Source organism: Kitasatospora sp. NPDC058048 (assembly GCF_042885555.1).
Lineage (GTDB): Bacteria > Actinomycetota > Actinomycetes > Streptomycetales > Streptomycetaceae > Kitasatospora > Kitasatospora lactacystinica.
Genome location: NZ_JBHVRT010000045.1, coordinates 33,822 through 49,493 on the forward strand (window position 1 = coordinate 33,822; position 15,672 = coordinate 49,493).

General features: G+C 75.3%; 15 protein-coding genes. 8 read left to right on the plus strand and 7 right to left on the minus strand.

Annotation, left to right across the window (positions count from 1 at the left end; translation table 11 throughout):
* Positions 1-51: 51 nt before the first annotated feature.
* Positions 52-1,434 carry a lytic transglycosylase domain-containing protein gene (locus ACFVVA_RS34565; protein WP_387694693.1) on the minus strand — a complete coding sequence of 461 codons (1,383 nt, stop codon included), beginning with the start codon at positions 1,432-1,434 and terminating at the stop codon, positions 52-54.
* A 573-nt stretch (positions 1,435-2,007) separates the two neighbouring features.
* Between ACFVVA_RS34565 and ACFVVA_RS34570 the strand changes: the two genes are divergently transcribed.
* Together ACFVVA_RS34570 and ACFVVA_RS34575 are read left to right on the plus strand one after the other, a co-directional pair.
* Positions 2,008-2,391, plus strand: coding sequence for a hypothetical protein (locus tag ACFVVA_RS34570; RefSeq protein WP_359902661.1), 384 nt, complete (start codon positions 2,008-2,010; stop codon positions 2,389-2,391).
* A gap of 16 nt (positions 2,392-2,407) precedes the next feature.
* Positions 2,408-2,716 (plus strand): hypothetical protein, encoded by a 309-nt coding sequence (locus ACFVVA_RS34575; RefSeq protein ID WP_387694694.1) that lies wholly within the window; start codon positions 2,408-2,410, stop codon positions 2,714-2,716.
* Positions 2,717-2,728: 12 nt separating this feature from the next.
* Here the strand turns inward: ACFVVA_RS34575 and ACFVVA_RS34580 are convergent, their stop codons facing one another.
* The 3 genes from ACFVVA_RS34580 to ACFVVA_RS34590 all read right to left on the minus strand — a co-directional run bounded on the left by ACFVVA_RS34580 (position 2,729) and on the right by ACFVVA_RS34590 (position 6,098).
* Positions 2,729-4,336, minus strand: coding sequence for an alpha/beta hydrolase (locus tag ACFVVA_RS34580; RefSeq protein WP_387694695.1), 1,608 nt, complete (start codon positions 4,334-4,336; stop codon positions 2,729-2,731).
* Positions 4,337-4,446: 110 nt separating this feature from the next.
* Positions 4,447-5,088, minus strand: a complete 642-nt coding sequence (locus ACFVVA_RS34585; protein ID WP_387694696.1) for an NAD(P)-dependent oxidoreductase — start codon at positions 5,086-5,088, stop codon at positions 4,447-4,449.
* An 86-nt stretch (positions 5,089-5,174) separates the two neighbouring features.
* Positions 5,175-6,098 carry an EamA family transporter gene (locus ACFVVA_RS34590; protein ID WP_387694697.1) on the minus strand — a complete coding sequence of 308 codons (924 nt, stop codon included), beginning with the start codon at positions 6,096-6,098 and terminating at the stop codon, positions 5,175-5,177.
* Between the two features lie 111 nt (positions 6,099-6,209).
* Between ACFVVA_RS34590 and ACFVVA_RS34595 the strand changes: the two genes are divergently transcribed.
* The gene (locus ACFVVA_RS34595; RefSeq protein ID WP_387694698.1) at positions 6,210-6,707 is read left to right on the plus strand and encodes a MarR family winged helix-turn-helix transcriptional regulator; all 498 of its coding nucleotides are present in this window, start codon (positions 6,210-6,212) and stop codon (positions 6,705-6,707) included.
* Positions 6,708-6,901: 194 nt separating this feature from the next.
* Here the strand turns inward: ACFVVA_RS34595 and ACFVVA_RS34600 are convergent, their stop codons facing one another.
* Positions 6,902-7,789: a methyltransferase domain-containing protein gene (locus ACFVVA_RS34600; RefSeq protein ID WP_387694699.1), complete on the minus strand. Its 888-nt coding sequence runs from the start codon at positions 7,787-7,789 to the stop codon at positions 6,902-6,904.
* A gap of 47 nt (positions 7,790-7,836) precedes the next feature.
* On the opposite strand from ACFVVA_RS34600, the gene ACFVVA_RS34605 reads away from it, so the two are divergent.
* Together ACFVVA_RS34605 and ACFVVA_RS34610 are read left to right on the plus strand one after the other, a co-directional pair.
* A complete protein-coding gene (locus tag ACFVVA_RS34605) occupies positions 7,837-9,333 on the plus strand; it encodes a PLP-dependent aminotransferase family protein (protein ID WP_387694700.1) in 1,497 nt (498 codons plus the stop codon).
* Positions 9,334-9,448: 115 nt separating this feature from the next.
* Positions 9,449-10,633 carry a glycoside hydrolase family 3 N-terminal domain-containing protein gene (locus ACFVVA_RS34610; protein WP_387694701.1) on the plus strand — a complete coding sequence of 395 codons (1,185 nt, stop codon included), beginning with the start codon at positions 9,449-9,451 and terminating at the stop codon, positions 10,631-10,633.
* 135 nt (positions 10,634-10,768) lie between these two features.
* On the opposite strand, the gene ACFVVA_RS34615 is transcribed toward ACFVVA_RS34610, so the two are convergent.
* Positions 10,769-11,497: a polysaccharide deacetylase family protein gene (locus ACFVVA_RS34615; RefSeq protein WP_387694702.1), complete on the minus strand. Its 729-nt coding sequence runs from the start codon at positions 11,495-11,497 to the stop codon at positions 10,769-10,771.
* Between the two features lie 221 nt (positions 11,498-11,718).
* Between ACFVVA_RS34615 and ACFVVA_RS34620 the strand changes: the two genes are divergently transcribed.
* From ACFVVA_RS34620 to ACFVVA_RS34630, 3 genes are all read left to right on the plus strand, one after another.
* Positions 11,719-12,180: a hypothetical protein gene (locus ACFVVA_RS34620; RefSeq protein WP_359902635.1), complete on the plus strand. Its 462-nt coding sequence runs from the start codon at positions 11,719-11,721 to the stop codon at positions 12,178-12,180.
* A gap of 285 nt (positions 12,181-12,465) precedes the next feature.
* Positions 12,466-12,807 carry an ArsR/SmtB family transcription factor gene (locus ACFVVA_RS34625; protein ID WP_387694703.1) on the plus strand — a complete coding sequence of 114 codons (342 nt, stop codon included), beginning with the start codon at positions 12,466-12,468 and terminating at the stop codon, positions 12,805-12,807.
* A gap of 43 nt (positions 12,808-12,850) precedes the next feature.
* Positions 12,851-12,982 (plus strand): DUF6126 family protein, encoded by a 132-nt coding sequence (locus ACFVVA_RS34630; protein WP_387694704.1) that lies wholly within the window; start codon positions 12,851-12,853, stop codon positions 12,980-12,982.
* A 19-nt stretch (positions 12,983-13,001) separates the two neighbouring features.
* Here the strand turns inward: ACFVVA_RS34630 and ACFVVA_RS34635 are convergent, their stop codons facing one another.
* Positions 13,002-15,596 carry a cytochrome P450 gene (locus tag ACFVVA_RS34635; protein ID WP_387694705.1) on the minus strand — a complete coding sequence of 865 codons (2,595 nt, stop codon included), beginning with the start codon at positions 15,594-15,596 and terminating at the stop codon, positions 13,002-13,004.
* Positions 15,597-15,672 lie beyond the last annotated feature (76 nt).

Below are 15,672 nucleotides of genomic sequence, written 5' to 3' on the forward strand. Positions count from 1 at the left end.
CCGTGACCAGCCGTGGGGCGCGGTTCCCGGGAAGGGACCGCGCCCCTCGGGTCACTTCGTCGGGGCCGCCGACGGCGAGAACGCGGGGCCGGGGGTGGCGCCGACGGTCGCCCCCGGCGTCTGGGTCGCGGTCGGGCCGGGGGTGGGGCAGCCCGGGAGGGGCGTTGCCGTCGGGGTGCCGGTGGGCGTGGCCGTCGGCGACGGGGAGCCCGTCGGGGTGGGCGTGCCGGTCGGCGTGGCCGACGGGTCCGGGCAGGTGGTGGGCGTACCGGTCGGAGTGCCCGTGGGAGTGCCGGTCGGGGTCGCCGTCGGCGAGGTGCCGCCGCTCGGGGTGGTCGTCGGCGTCGCGGAGGGCGAGGTCGAACCGCCGGGCGTGGGCGTGGCGGTGGCGCTCGGGGTCGTCGTCGGCTGGGCGCTCGGCGACGGCTCCGGGGCGGGCGTGACCGGCGCGGTCGGCTGCGGGTCCGTACTGGGCGCGGTCGTGGTCGGGCCACCGCCCCCGGGGAGGCTCGGGAGCCCCGGCGGGTTCGGCGTGGGCGGCGAGGTGGGCGGGACCGGGGACCCGGGGCGGTTCGGGACGGTGGTCACCGTGCCGCTGCCGTAGTGCGCCATCCAGTTGCGCACCGTCCGCAGGTACTCGCCCGAGTTGTTGTAGCTGAGCACCGCCCGGTCGAGCTGCGCCGGGTCGGCGAGGTCGCGGCCGCCCGCGCACAGGTAGCGGCCGGCCGTCTCGGCGGCGTCGAAGACGTTGTTCGGGTCGGCCTTGCCGTCGCCGTTGGCGTCCACGCCCCAGGAGGCCCAGGTGGACGGGATGAACTGCATCGGCCCGACGGCGCGGTCCCAGCGGGCGTCGCCGTCGTAGCGGCCGCCGTCGGTGTCGGATATCGCGGCGAAGCCGTTGCCGTCCAGCGCGGGGCCGAGGATCGGTGTCAGGGTCGTGCCGGCGGCGTCCACCCGGCCGCCGTTGGCCTGGCCGGACTCGACCTGGCCGATCGCGGCGAGCAGTTGCCAGGGCAGGTGGCAGCCCGGCGAACGCTGCGCCAGCGAGGCCTCGGCCTGGCGGTAGGCGGCGAGGACGGTGGCGGGCAGTGCGGGGCCGGTGGCGGCGAACGGGCCGGCCGAGGGCGCGCCGGGCAGCGCGCCGGGCGGCTGCGGGAGCTGGACGGTGCCGCCGCCGTCGGCCGGGACACCGGTGCCGAAGGTGCCGGGGGCGTCCGTCGAGAGGCTGCCGTCGGGAAGGGAACGGCCGACGCCCTGGCCGTCGGCGCCGTTCGCCGGACCGGCGTCGGCGACCGCGACCGGGGCGAGCCCGATGCCCGTCACCTGAGAACCGGTCAGCGCGGCCAGCGCGACGAAGGCCGCCGCCGTGCCCGTGAGCCGCTTGCCGATCCGGAGCTTCCGTCCGCCCTCGGCCTTGCCGATCCGCACCGTCATCCGCTACCCCTCCCCGTCGCCGCCCGGACCTTCCCGGAACGGTTGAGCTGTCGTCATGGTGCCCGTCCGGCCGAGGGCCGGGCCCGCCACCGGGACGATTAGTATCACGACGATCTGACAGGGACAGGGTGACCGGGAGGCGGATCGGGGCCCTCCGAGGGGTTAACTCGGCACTTCAGCGGGGGTGCGGCCGGGGGCCGCGCGGTTCCGGGCTGCCTCGCCGGCCGCCTCCCCTTCCGCCATCCGGTGCCAACTCGCCTTTCGGTGCGGAAAGTTGACCGAGTGGCCACTGCGGTGGGACGGGCGCTCCCGGGCGCCGGAACGGCGGTTCGGAGCACAGGGGTGGTGCGTGCCCGGTGTTTCGGGCTCCCCGGCGGCGCCCACCGCCCGCCCTCCTGACCTGCCGGAACGTCGGGCGCCCGGCCCGGCGCCCCCTACCAGGGCGGGCGCCGGGGCGCCAGGGCGCCGCCCCGACTCGGCCCTGGACGGGTGACGTTCTGGTGAAAGTGGGCATGCCAGGAATCACCGCCCGGCATGCTGTGCCGCGTGATGATGCGGATGGAGGTCCAGACCGTGAGCGCGAACCTGCCGGAGACCCTCGCCGAGGGAGCGGTCGTCCTGCCGGCGCCCCCTCGGGTGGTGGACGACCTGGCCCGTGACCTGACCCAGGCCGCCGCGGCCGTCCGGGCGGTGTCGCGCGCCCGCCGTACCGGTGGGGACGTCGCGGTCGCCGCGTACACCGCCGTGGTGTGCACCGGGCGGTCGGCCGCCACCGTCCTGGAGGAGGCCGCCGCCTGGTGCCGGCAGGCCCCCGAGGCCGAGGTGCACTCGCTGGCCTGGGCACGGGTGCCGGGCCACCGGGAGGACGTCCACGAGTACCGCGTCACCCTGGCCGTCAGCTTCCCCGACGGCGAGACCGGCGAGCACCTCGGCGACACCCACCACGCCTGCCGCTGACGCGTATCATCGCCCCATGACTGTGGGGGACACGAACGAGATGGTGAACAGCCCGGCCGGCGAGGCGGACGACACGGCCGCGGGGGAGCGCGCCGACGGCCCGCGGGAGCTCTCGCGGGCCGCGGCCGTCGCGGTCACCGTGCTCGCGGCGGTGTGCGGTGCGGCGGTGCTGCTGGCCGTGTTCCACTGGCTGGGCTGGTCCGTGCCGTGGATCGGCTGGATCGTCGCCAAGGCCGGGATCAAGCTCGCCGTCGGGGGCTTCGCCGGGCTGGTGGTCGGGCTCTCCTGGCTCCGGTCCAGGCTGCGGTCCCGGCCCGGGAGTTGAGCACCAGGTTGGTCAACCGGCCTGCGGCGAGGCGCAGGTGAGGTCGCGAGCGGGCGCCTCGCCGTCCAGCAGGTACCGCTCGACCACCCCGCTGACGCAGGTGTTGGACGTGGGGTACTGGCCGTGGTCTCCGCTCCCGGTGACGGTGACCAGCCTGGAGCCGCGCAGCGCGCGATGGGCGCCGAGCGCCGCCTCGTAGTACGTCGCCGGATCGTGCACCGAGTTGAGCATCAGCGTGGTCGGCAGACGGGCGCCCGTCACCTTGACCTCCGGCGCCGGGGCGACCGGCCACGCGGCGCAGACCGCGCTGAAGGCGAGCGTCCGGGCGCCGGCCAGCGGCCAGCGGGCGGTGTTCTCGGCGCCGCGCTCGATCCAGGTGTCCAGGTCCCTGGTCCACGGGGTGTCGTTGCAGGTCACGGCGAAGTACTCGGCGAGGAACTCCGGGGAGAGGTAGCTGGCGAAGACCTTCGCGACCGCCGTCCTGGTCGCCTGGTCGAGGCCCTGCCAGTTGTCGACGGCGGCCAGGATCCGGGCCAGCTCCGGGAAGTCGGACGCCCGGTAGATCGCCGACATGGCTAGGCTGTCCAACTGGTTCGGGCCGATCGTCACCGAGCCCTCGACGATGGGGGAATCGTGCAGCGCGGCGCGCCGCTGCTCCCAGTGCGCCCGCACCTGCTCCGGCGTCGAGCCCCAGTGGTAGGTGGTGTCCCGCGCCGCGAGCCAGGGCACGAAGTCCTCGTCGAAGCGGCGCTGGAAGCTCATCGGCTGGCCCAGCTCGTACTTCTCCCAGGTGCCGTCGAAGCCGATGTTGCTGTCCAGCACCATCCGTTCGACCCGGCGCGGGAAGAGCGTCGCGTAGTAGGCGCCGATCATCGAGGCGTAGGAAGGACCGTAGTAGCTGAGTTTGCGCTCACCGAGCAGACCGCGGAAGAGGTCGATGTCGCGGGCGGTCTGCTCGGTGGTCAGGTAGGGGATCAGGTCGCCGCTGCGCTCCTGGCAACTGGCGGCCAGTTTCCTGGAGTTGGCGATGACGCGGTCGATCGCGGCGGGGGACTGGTCGCGGTAGTCGCCGGCCAGGAACTCCTGCATCTCCGCCTCGGTCTGGCAGACCGCCTTGGTGCTCTCGCCGACCCCGCGCTGGTCGAAGCCGACGATGTCGTACGCGGCGGCGACCGCCGGGGCGCCGGCGGCCAGATTGGCCGGGCGCAGCAGGCCGGTGCCGCCGGGGCCACCGGCCGCCATCAGCAGGGTGCCCTTGCGCTCGGCCGGGCCGGTGGCGCGGTGCCGGGAGACGGCGATGGTCAGATCGGCGCCGACACCGGGGTGGTGCCAGTCGCGCGGGGCGGTCATGGTGGCGCAGTCCAGGGCGGGCTGCCGGGCGCAGGGCTGCCAGTTCAGGGTCTGGTGGGTGTAGCGGGCGGGCGCCGGGGCGGCGTCGCCCGGGTCGCGGCCGGTGGCGGCGCCCGCGGTGGAGGGCACGGCCAGGCCGGCCAGGACGGCGGCCGCCGCGGCCAGGGCGGCGCGACGGGTGCGCCGGACGCGGGGCGGGGCGGCTTCGGCGCGCTGGGCTGCGGTCTTGCTCTTGCCAGGGGTCTTGGTCTTGGTCTCAGGCTCGGTCACGGGAACGATCCTGTCCGGCCCCGGCCTGATGATCGATCATCCCCACTACCGTCTTCGGGGTGGTGCTGGGTGCACCCCCGCCGTGGCGGGGGCTCCAGGCCGTCGAGGGCTCAGTAGGCGGCGGTGAACCGGGCCCGGCGGTGGACGGGCTGTTCGGCCTCGTCGAGGAGTGCGACGGCGAGGTCCTCCATGGAGATCGCCGAGTTGCCCTCGGCGTCGACCAGCAGGTCGTCGTGGCCGGTCCGGAACCGGCCGGTGCGCACGCCGGGTTCCAGGAGCGCGGCCGGGCTCAGGTAGGTCCAGTCGACGTCCGGGCCGGCGGCACGGTAGAGGCCGAGCTGCTCGTCGCAGGCCCGGGCGATCGGCCGGATCTCGTCGGGGAAACCGGGGCTGTCGACCAGGGTGGTCCCGCCGCCGCCCGGGACGAGCAGGCTGCCCGCGCCGCCGACGGCCAGCAGCCGTACGCCGGTGCCGGCGATCCCGGCCAGCAGGCCCTTGGTGGCGACGGCCAGTTCGTGTTCGCTGCCGGGCCGCGGACGGGTGGCGGTGATCACCACGTCCTGTCCGGCCGCGATCCGGGCGACGTCCTCGGGGTCGCGGGCGTCGCCGACGGCCAGGGCGGCGGCGGACGGCAGGCCGTGCGGCTTCGCCGGGTCCCGTACGACGGCGGTGACCTGGTGGCCGCGGGCCAGGGCTTCGGCCACGACCCGGCTGCCGACGTTGCCGGTGGCGCCGAACACGGTGATGCGCATGGGGTACTCCCTGGAGGTGGTGGGGATCGGTGGTGGTGGGGAACGGTGGGATCGGTGGGTGCGGGAACGGTGCCGGTGGGACGGGGTCAGGCGTTCTCGCGGACGGGCCGCGGAGCGTCCGCCGGCCCGGTTCTGGGCGCCGGCTCGAGCGCGGTGCTGGCCCGTCGGGTCTGGGCGGCGATCAGTGAGCCGAGCACGACCAGCGCGCCGAACGCCTGGAGCGGGCTGAGGTCCTGGCCGAGCGCCAGCCAGCCGAGCAGGGTGGCGACCACCGGGCTGAGCAGCGAGAGGAAGGAGACCGAGGTCGGCGGCAGCGCGCGCAGCCCCCGGAACCAGAGCGCATAGGTGACGGCCGCGCCGATCAGGCACAGGTAGGTGTAGCCGAGCACGTTGGCGAGGGTGTAGTGGGACGGCGGCGCGCCCTCGGAGAGCAGCGTGACCGGCACCAGCAGCAGTCCGCCGGCCGTGAGCTGCCAGCCGGTGGTGGCGAGCATCGGCGCGGGGGAGACCCAGCGCTTGGAGAGGACGATGCCGGCGGCCATCACCACGGCGCCGCCGAGCGCGGCGAGCACCCCGATCGCGTCCAGCTGGGCGTTGGCCCGCAGCACCAGCAGGCTGACGCCCGCGACGCCCGCGATGCCGGACAGCACGGTGCGCAGGGTGAGCCGGTCGCCGAGGACCAGGGCCGAGAGCCCGGCGGTGACCAGTGGCTGGACGGCGCCGACGGTGGCCGCGATGCCGCCGGGCAGACGGTAGGCGGCGATGAAGAGCAGGGCCTGGAACACCCCGATGTTGAGGGCGCCGAGGACCAGCGAACGCCACCACCAACTTCCCTGCGGCAGGCGGCGGGTGAGGGCGACGAGGAGCAGTCCCGCGGGCAGGCAGCGGATGACGGCGGCGAGCAGCGGGCGGCCTGGCGGCAGGAGTTCGGTGGTGACCAGGTAGGTCGTGCCCCAGACCGCCGGGGCGAGGGCCGTCAGCAGGACGAGGGCGAGGCGATTTCTTAGCACTAAGGCAATGTATCTCAGCGCTAAGGCATTCTTCACCGCATCGGGTGAGTGATGTGGCTCACAGTTACCTCACCACTAAGGAATCCAATGGGGATCGCCTACCCTGAACCCGTGGCAGATCATGTGGACCGCGTCGTCGCGCAATGGGGTGCCGAGCGCCCCGACCTGGACGTCTCCCCGATGGAGGTGTTCGGCCGGCTCAAACGCCTCTACCGGCTGGTGGACGCGGCACTCAACCGCACCTTCGCCGAGCACGGACTGGACGCCGCCTCCTTCGACGTGCTCGCCACCCTCAAGCGCAGCGGCCCGCCCTACCGCCTCACCCCCTCCGGACTGATGCAGTCCTCGATGGTCACCTCCGGTGCCATCACCCAGCGGCTGGACCGGCTGGAGGCCCGCGGCCTGGTCACCCGCACCCGCAGCGACCAGGACGGCCGCAGCCGCGAGGTCGCCCTCACCCCCGAGGGGCACGCCCTGATCGACCGCGCGCTGCCCGACCACCTCGCCACCGAGCACCGGATGCTGGCGGGCCTCGACGAGGCGCAGCGGGCGGCGTTCGTCGAGGTGATGCGCACCCTGCTGGCGGACTTCGGGGACAGCCCGGAGTAGCTCCGAGCGGCCCGGCCGGTGCCCGTGCCGTCCGGCCCGCCTCCGTATCCGGTGGATCGGTCGGGCGGTGGGTCGTCAGCTTGTCGGGGCGCTGGGGCGGTGGCTCCCGCGGGTGCGGTCGAGACCCCCGTCCACGACCCCGCCCGCGGGCTCCGCTCCGGCCCGAGCCCGCTTCGGCCCGTCCTGCGTGGCGACTACGGGTTGACCGCCACCGCCTTGAAGAAGGCGTAGTGGAACGTCCCGCCCGGCCCGGCCGCGCGGCGCAGCTCCGCGATGCCCCGGTCGAAATCCTCCGGGGTGGTCAGCCCGGCGGCCACCGCGTCCGCGCGGACGGACTCGACCATCGCGACGAAGGTACGCCGGGTGAACCCCTCCATCAGGGCCGGGTCGGCCTCGTCGGCGTAGACCGTGCGCGGGCGGACCGACACCCCGGTGAAGCCGGCCGCGGTCAGCAGCGGGTGGAGGCGGCGGCCGAGCAGGCCGTCGCCGCCCGCCCGGGCCTGCAGCCGGACCAGGTGGTCGACGGTGCGCCGGGCCGCCGGGCTCTCCGGGTGGAAGAAGGCCGAGCCGTGGTCCCCCTCGATCACCGTGATCGTCCCGCCCGGCCGCAGCACCCGGCGCAGCGCCGCCAGCCCGGCCGTCGGGTCGGGCAGGTGCTCCAGCACGAAGCACAGGAAGACGTGGTCGAACGAGGCGTCCGGGAACGGCAGCCGGTGCAGGTCGCCGTGGTGCCAGGTGACGTCCGCGGTGGGTGCCTGCTCGGCGACCCGGGCGCGGGCCCGGGCCAGCGACTCCGCCGAGAGGTCTGCCGCCGTCAGCCGGATCCCCGGGTTGGCGGCCAGCAGGTGCACGGTCTGCGCCCCCACCCCGCAGCCCGCCTCCAGCACCCGGCTGCCGGCCGGGTAGGCGGTGCCCGTGTGCAGCAGGTCGGCGAGGGTGTCGGCCTGGTCGCCGAGGCGCCGCGCCTCGGTCCGCGAGTAGCCGTGGACGTAGTCGGGGCGGTCGTCGGGGTGGTCGTGAGGGCGGTCGTCGGGGCGCTCCGTTGCCGCTGTCCCCGTGGTCGTGGGTGTTTGGGTGAGCATGGGTGTTTCCGTGGTCATGGCCCCACCCTCGCCGCCACTATGGTCCGGTGAACAGGTCCAAAGCCGAGGCATCCGACCGGTCCAAAGAGGCCGGCGCCGACTTCCTGCAGCTCGACACGGCCGATGCCCCGCCCGGCGGGCTCACCGACTGGCTGACCCGCCGGCTGCGCGAGGCCGTCGCCGACGGTCGGCTCCCGGTCGGCAGCAGGCTGCCCGCCGGCCGCGTGCTGGCGGCCGAACTCGGCGTCTCCCGCGGTGTGGTGACCGACGCCTACCAGCGCCTCGCCGAGGAGGGGCAGGTCGTCGGCCGCGGGCGGGGCGGCACGGTCGTGGTCGCGGCCCCCGCCGCGCCGCACCGGGCGCCGCCCGCGGCGGAGCCGCCCTGCCCGGCGCCCGCGCTGTTCCGGGCCGATCCCGACCCCGAGGTCTTCGACCTGCTGCGCGGCACCCCCGCCCGGATCGACCTCACCCCCGGCGTGCCCGACCTCGCGGCCTTCCCCCGCGCCGCCTGGCTGCGCGCCGAACGCGCCGTCCTCGACGACCTCGCCGCCGCCGACCTCGGCTACGGCGACCTGCGCGGCACCCCGGCCCTGCGCCGGGCCGTCGCCCACTGGCTGGCCCGCAACCGGGGCATCCGCGCCGACCCGGACGAGGTGCTGATCGTCGCCGGCACGGCCCAGGCGCTCGCGCTGCTCGGCCGGGCCCTCGGTCGGGCCGGCATCGGCGAGGTCGCGGTCGAGGACCCGGGCTCCCTCGGCGCCCGGCAGCACCTCGCCCACTGGCTCGCCGCCACCCCGCCGGTCCCGGTCGACGCCGAGGGCATCCGGGTCGACGCGCTGCGCGCCACCGGCGCCCCGGCCGTCCTGCTCACCCCCGCCCACCAGTACCCGACCGGCGTCGTGCTGGGCGGTGACCGGCGGCGCGAACTGCTGCGCTGGGCGGGGGAGGGCGGCCTGGTCATCGAGGACGACTACGACGCCGAGCACCGCTACGACCGGCCGCCCGTTCCGGCCCTGCGCGCGGCCCTGCCGGACCGGGTCTGTTACGCGGGCAGCATCTCCAAGCTGCTCGCCCCGGCGCTGCGCACCGGTTGGCTGCTGGTCCCGGCCCGGCTGCGGGACGCCGTCCTGGACGCCAAGCGTTTCGCCGACCTCGGCAACCCGGTGCTGCCCCAGTTGGTGCTCGCCCGGCTGATGGAGTCCGGCGACCTCGACCGCCATCTGCGGCTGCTGCGCCGCCGCCACCGCCGCCGCCGGGACGCGATGATCGCCGCCATCCGCACCCATCTGCCGGGAGCCACCGTGCACGGCGCGGCGGCGGGCCTCCATCTGATGCTGACTCTTCCGGAGGTACCCGGGCGCACCGACACCGAGCTGGCCGCCGCCGCCCTGGCCGAGGGGGTCAAGGTGCAGCCGCTGTCCTGGCACGCCCGGCTGCCGTACCCGCCGGGCCTGGTGCTCGGGTACGCGGCGGGTTCGACGGCGGAGATCGCCGAGGGGCTCGCCGTCCTGGGGCGGCTGGTCCGCCGTTCGTCGCCGGTGTGAGGATGATGAGGATATTAAGACTGATTATCGGATGAATCTGGTGCAGAGGGGAGTTCTCTGCCGCACCCCTGGGTACGTTGACATGCCGAAGTCAAATGTCGGCCCGGGAGGCGTGATGGCCCTGTTCCGAAGTGTCGCCCAGTTCGGGGTGGTGCTGGCCGTGATGGGGATCGCGCTCGGTCCGGTGCCGCTCGGCGCGCCCGCCCGGCCGCACGGCGCTCCGGGCACTCCGGGCGTTGCGGGCGTTGCGGGTGCTCCGAACGAGAGGGGTGCGGCGATGGCCGGCCAGAAGCAGGAGGACGCGCGGGCGCTCGCCGGGCGGCGGATCGTGCTGTCGTACCCCGGCCCGACGCCGCCGGCCGGGGTGCTCCAGGCGATCCGGGAGGGCCGGGCCGCCGGGGTGATCCTGTTCGGTGAGAACGTCACGAGTCCGGAGCAGCTCGCGGAGTCGGTCGCGGAACTGAAACAGGCCGCGGCCGAGGCGCCGCACCCGCGCACCCTGCTGCTGATGACCGACCAGGAGGGCGGCAAGGTCCGCCGGCTGCCCGGTGCGCCCGAACTCTCCGCCCGCCGCACCGGGTTGGCGCCGGACCCGCTCGCCGCGGCCGCCGAATCCGGGGCCGGCGCCGCCCGGACCCTCGCCGACGCCGGGCTGAACCTCAACCTCGCCCCGGTGCTCGACGTCTACGACGAGCCGGACAACTTCATCGACCACCCCGAGCGCTCCTACGGCCAGGATCCGGCCAAGGTGGCGGAGTTGGGCAGCGCCTTCCTCACCGCCCAGCAGGGCCTCGGCGTGGCCGCGACCGCCAAGCACTTCCCCGGCCTCGGCGCCGCGCCCCGGGGGGAGAACACCGACGAGCGTCCGGTCACCCTGAACGTCCCGCTGTCGCAGCTCCGCTCCCGGGGCGAGGCCCCGTACCGGGCGGCCGTCGCGGCGGGCGTGCGGCTGGTGATGGCCTCGTGGGCGGTCTACCCGGCGCTGGACCCGGACCACCCGGCCGGGTTCTCGTCCACGATCATCCAGGGCGAGCTGCGCGGCCGGCTGGGCTTCGACGGCGTGACCGTCACCGACGCCATGGAGGCGGAGGCGCTCGCCCCGTACGGCGGCACCGGCGACCGGGCGCTGGCCGCCGCCGAGGCCGGGATGGACCTGCTGCTCTGCTCCGCCCGGGACCCCCGGCAGGGCGAGGAGGCCACCGAGGCGCTGGCCGCCGCCCTGGACGACGGCCGCCTGGACCGGCACGCCTTCGCCGAGGCCGTGGCCCGGGTCGACGCCCTGCGCGGCTCGCTGGGGTGAGCCGACGGGGCCGGTCGGTGCCGTCCGGCACGGCGCCGCGGGGCGGGGTGGCGTCGGCGGGCAGGGGCGGCGGTGGTCCGCTCCCCGGGCTCGCGTCCGGGCGGGTGGCGCCGGGGCACGGAAGGCCCCGGCCGGTCACCGGTCGAGCAGGGTGCGCAGGTCGATGACGCGGTAGCCGCGGGCGCGGGCGCCGTCGAGGATGCGGGGCAGTGCCTCGGCGTCGAGGCAGGTGTCGGGTCCGTCCTCCTCCGAGGCGCCGACGTGCAGTTGGAGGACGGCGCCCGGGGTGAGCGCGGCGAGCGCGCGCTCGACCGCGCGGTCGACCGTCATGCCGTGGGCGGGGCCCAGGTAGCCGTTGGTGTCGGCGGTGAATTCGAGGTCGGCGTAGCCGAGCCGGTTGACGGTGGCGATGCCCTCCGGCGTGGTCGCGCTGTACGGGAAGCGGAAGAACGGCAGCGGTTCGGTCCCGGCGGCGCGGCGGATCGCGGTGTCGGCGCGGCGCACCTCGGCGCGGGCCCGGTCGGCGTCGAGGGTGGAGAAGTCGGGGTGGCTGTAGGAGTGGTTGCCGAGGCCGTGCCCGGCGGCGGCGATCGCGCGGACGGCGCGGGGATGGCGGTCGGCGAAGTCGCCGGTCGGGAAGAAGGTGGCGGGGGCGTCGCGGTCGCGCAGGACGGCGAGGACGGTGTCCAGCCCGGTCTCGTTCCAGGCGGCGTTGAAGGTGAGGGCGAGGACGCGTTCCGCGGTGGGCAGGCGGCGGATCTCGGCGCCCATGAGCGTGGCCGGCGGCGACGCGGCGGCCAGCAGCGCGAGGAGGACGAGGAGGGCCGCGGCGGCTGTCCCGGTGGCGGTTCGGATGCGGTTCATCCGGGCTCAACGTGGGCGTTGCCTGGGAGGGTACGGAAGTTCGGCCGTTCGAGGGTGATTGCGCCATCGAAGGTCTGCTTTCGGACGAGGCCTCGTATCCAAGGGTAAATCGGCGTCACCGCATAGGAATCGCATGGCAAAGTTCCTGTCGTGGGCCTATGAAATGTCATATGTGCCACACCACCTGTCCCAGTCCGTCCGTCCCCTCCAAGGAGGAACCCATGAACCGGATCGCCCGGATCGCCGCCGGCGCCGTCGGTGCCGCCGCCCTGCTCTCGGCCCCCGTCCCCGCGTTCGCCGCGGCCCCGGCCGTCGCCACCACCACCGTCACCACCTGCGGCTCCTACAGCCTCCAGGCGGGCCTGGCCACGTACGCCTGCGCCGACGTGACCGGCGACGGCGTCGCGATCTACGGGAAGATCGGCCTGGCCGGTCCGCCGTCCCCGGGCACCCCGTGGCCGCCGGCGCCGAAGGAGCTGGTGACCCACCTGTCGGCCAACGTGACCGGCGGCGCCTCGCTCGGCACGGTGAACGGCCGCACGGTGTTCCAGGTGTCCACGGTGCGGGTCGACGGCATCTCGACCACCGTGCCGTGCGGGTCCACCGTGCACGTGTCCTTTGACGTCGAGGGGTTCTGGAGCGGCCAGGTGCCGGCCACGGTGGATGTGCCTGTAGTCTGCTGACGGCGCGTCACCGTGACTGCCGAGCCCGGGAGTTGGCAGCGTCCCGGGCTCGGCTTCTGCATGTCGCGGTGCGGTCTGCGGGCGGTCGGGGGGAGCACCGGGCGGCGGCCCCGCCGAGGGCGGACCGGAGGTCTGCCGAGGGTCCGCCGGGGGTCTTGCCGGCGCTCGACGCACTGTGACGACTTGAAGAAATCTTCATCTGTCGCGATGATGCCTACCGGCCGCGGCATCGATTCCCGCCCGGCCGGACAACCACCGAGCCGGAACCGAGGGAGAGCGCGGACGATGCCGGTGCCGCTGTACCAGGCCAAGGCGGAGTTCTTCCGCACCCTCGGCCACCCCGTGCGGATCCGGGTCCTGGAGCTGCTCCAGGACGGCCCCCGGCCGGTGCGCGAGCTGCTGGCCGAGATCGAGGTCGAGCCGTCCAACCTCTCCCAGCAGCTCGCGGTGCTGCGCCGCACCCGGCTGGTCACGGCGACCCGTGAGGGCAACACCGTGGTGTACGCGCTCAGCACCCCGGACGTCGCCGAGCTGCTGCGCGCGGCCCGCCGGATCCTGACCGAGCTGATCACCGACCAGGGCGCGCTGCTCGCCGAGCTGCGCGCCTCCGGTGGCCGGCTCCGCTGAGCCGCGCCCGGCCCGTCCGCCCGATCCGAGGAGAAGCACCACCATGAGCGACAGCACGAGCGACGAGAAGAGGCGCCGCAGGGCGATGCTGATCCGCGCGGGCATCTACATCTTCGCCACGCACCTGTTCGCCGGTTTCGTGCTGCTGCTGTTCGCGCTCGGCGGCCGGAAGTAGCGCACCGGCAACCGGTGGCTCACCGGCGCCGCCCGTGGTCCGGCACCAGGTACCGGTCGCTGGTGCTGGTCCAGGCCAGCACGCCGGCGACCAGCTCGCGGGTGCCGTCCAGGTACCAGCGCCCGGCCGGGTGGCGGCGCAGCAGGTCGCGGCGCAGCTCCTCGCTCTCCTGCTGCAGCCGGGCCACCCGGGCGCGCACCGCGTGGACCGCCCGGCCGCGGGTCCAGCCGTGGGCCCGCTGGAGGGTGAGTACCGTGTTGAACGCGGGCCCGGCCTGCCGCTCCTCGCGCCGCAGTGAGTAGAGGTCGTTGATCAGTGTGGCGGCGTCGGCGGTATTGGCGCGCAGCCGGTGCAGCGCGGGCTCCGCGTGCAGTGCGGCCGGGGCGTCGGCGCCGTGGACCCGTTCCAGTATGTTCATGAACGGGTAGAGGCAACTGCCGTGCCGGCGCAGCTTCATGGTGTCGGTGAGGTCGAGGCCGAGGGCGGGCACGGTGCCGCGGGCGCGGTGGTCGGCCTCGGCGGGGAAGGTGGCCAGGCAGGCCCGCCACTCCCGGGCCGCCCGGGCCCGCCACTCGGGGGACGTCGAAGCGGTCTGCCGCTTCCACAACTCCCGCCAGGAGACCAGCATGCGGCTCTCGGACGGGCTCTCGGGCGGGCTCCCGCCGCGGGTGCCGCCGAGGACCGCGATCAGCGGGTCGACCACGGCGTGGGCCGCGGCGGGGTGGCGGCCGGGCGGGCCGTCGAAACGGTCGTCCAGGATGGTGAACCAGCCCAGCATGTCCACCAGGAGGTCGAGTTCGGCGCCCCGGGCGCGGGGGTAGGCGTGGCCGATCAGCTTCTGCAGCCCGTAGGCCCGGTAGCGGGGCAGCTCCGACGGGGTGAGCAGGCCGCGGCGGACCACCCAGTCGGCGTGCCGGTCGGCGGCGAGGCGCAGGTCGTCGGACGGCCGGGCGCCCGCCGAAGCGGCCGGACCCGCGGCGGAGGCCGGACCGGCCGGGGTGGCCGGACCCGAGGGGGCGGCCGTGGGAGCGGTCGTGGAGGTGGTCGTGGGGCCGGTCGTGGGGCCGGTCGTGGAGGCGGTGCCGGTGAAGGGGCACCGGACCGGCGGCGGCTCACCGTGCGAGGAGGGCACTGCGGCCCCCGGTGAGGACGCGGCATCGCCCTCTCGGGAGGCCGCCGCGGTGCGCCCGCGTGGGGAGCGCGCGCCGCGCGGCGCGAGCCGCACTCGAAGGCCGTGCGCCTGGACCGTCGTCCACACCACCTCGCGGGCCCGCGCGCCGAGCACCGCCGTCGGCCGCCAGCGGCGCAGGATCGTCGCGGCCGCGACGGTCAGTTCCGCCCAGGCGAAGGCCTCGCCGATGCACTTGTGCTTGCCCGCCCCGAACGGCAGGAAGGACGGCCGCCCGGAGCCGCCGCCGTCCTGCCAGCGCTCGGGCCGGAAGTTCATCGGCTCCGGGTAGCGCACCGGGTCGCGGTGCAGCGCGGTGAGGCTGTACAGCAGCTCGGTGCCGGCCGGGACGCGGTACGGGCCGAGTTCGACCGGCACCTGGGCGGTGCGCATCAGGAAGGCGTTCGGCGCGTGCAGCCGCACCACCTCCTGGGCGACGCTGCGGGTGTAGGTGAGCCGGGCCAGTGCCTCCGGGGTGGGGACGGTGCCCGCGGGCAGGTGCTCGTCGAGCTCGGCGAGGATCCGGGCCTCCGCCTCGGGGTGGCGCAGCAGCTCGTCCAGCAGCCAGGTGAGCGTGGTGGAGACCGTCTCGGTGCCCGCGCCGAACATGGTGATCGCCTCGGACCGCACGTCGGCCTCGGTGAGCGGGCGCCCGGTGGCCGGGTCGGTCGCGGCGCGCAGCAGGGCGGGCAGGGTGCGCCGGCCCGCTCCGGGGCCCGTGGTTGCGGCGCGGCGGTTGACGGCCTGGTCGACCACCCGGTTGAGCACCCGCACGGCGTCGTCGAAGCGCCGGTTGACGGGCAGCGGCAGCCGGGCGAGCGCCGGGTTCGGGTAGAGGGACTGGACGATCTGGCCCTTCACCAGGTCCGGCAGCGCCCGGTGGAACGCGACGGTGGCGTCCTCGCTGAGCCGGGCGTCGAACAGCGTGCGGGTGACGATCTCCAGCGCCAGGTGGTTCATCTCCTTGGCCACGTCGAGGACCTGCCCGGGGCGCCAGCGTCCGGCCCGCTCCTCGGTGACCTGCTGCATCACGGCCAGGTACTCGCCCATCCGGTCCGGACCGAAGGCCGGCTGGATGGTCCGGCGGCGGTCGCGGTGGGCCTGGCCCTCGGACATCAGCAGGCCGTCGCCGAAGGCCGTCCTGAGGGTGTCCTGGACGGCCCCGCGCGGGCAGTCGTGGGCCAGTGCCACGAGCAGGGTGTGGACCAGCCGGGCGTCGGTGACCACGCAGACGGAGCGTGGTCCGAGCCGGATGCGGACCACCCCGCCGTGGCGGGCGAGCGAACCGAGGAAGCCGAGCGGGTCGCGCAGCAGGGCGCCTGCGTGCCCGAGGCCGGGCAGGGCGCCGGGGGCCAGCGGCGGGACGGCGGAGCGGGCCAGCGGGGACGGGCCGGGAACGGTTCTCGGGGGGACGATCAGCTTCCGCGTTTCGGTCAGCAGGGACATGACACTACCTCTCAACCAGAGTGGCCGGTGCGGGCGATGCCGGGCGGCAACGGCGGGCCGGCCGGGAGCCGGGGGA